This window comes from Myxococcus sp. AM009, from assembly GCF_013372605.1.
Taxonomy (GTDB): domain Bacteria; phylum Myxococcota; class Myxococcia; order Myxococcales; family Myxococcaceae; genus Myxococcus; species Myxococcus vastator.
Genome location: NZ_JABXEP010000432.1, coordinates 1 through 452, shown reverse-complemented (window position 1 = coordinate 452; position 452 = coordinate 1). Strand labels below are relative to the sequence as shown.

Below are 452 nucleotides of genomic sequence, written 5' to 3'. Positions count from 1 at the left end.
CTCATGCGGCCTCCTTGTTCGATTCCAGGAAGTCCTGCGCAAATCGCTGCAGCACACCGCCGGCTTCGTAGATCGAGACTTCCTCATCGCTGTCCAGGCGGCACGTGACGGGCACTTCCACGCGTTCGCCGTTCTTGCGGTGGATGACGAGCGTGAGGTCGGTGCGCGGTTTGCGCTCGCCGATCACGTCAAAGGTTTCGGTGCCGTCAATGCCGAGCGTCAGGCGCGTGGTGCCGGGCTTGAACTCCAGCGGCAACACGCCCATGCCGATCAGGTTCGTGCGGTGGATGCGCTCGAAGCCTTCGGCCACGATGGCCTCCACGCCGGCCAGTCGCACGCCCTTGGCGGCCCAGTCGCGCGAGCTGCCCTGGCCGTAGTCGGCGCCCGCAATCACGATCAGCGGCTGCTTGCGGTCCATGTAGGTCTCGATGGCTTCCCACATGCGCGTGACC

Annotated in this window: 1 pseudogene; it reads right to left on the bottom strand. The window is 65.7% G+C overall.

Annotation, left to right across the window (positions count from 1 at the left end):
* Position 1: 1 nt before the first annotated feature.
* Positions 2 to 452 (bottom strand): annotated as a pseudogene (gene acnA / locus HV824_RS38015) (aconitate hydratase); the annotation flags it as partial.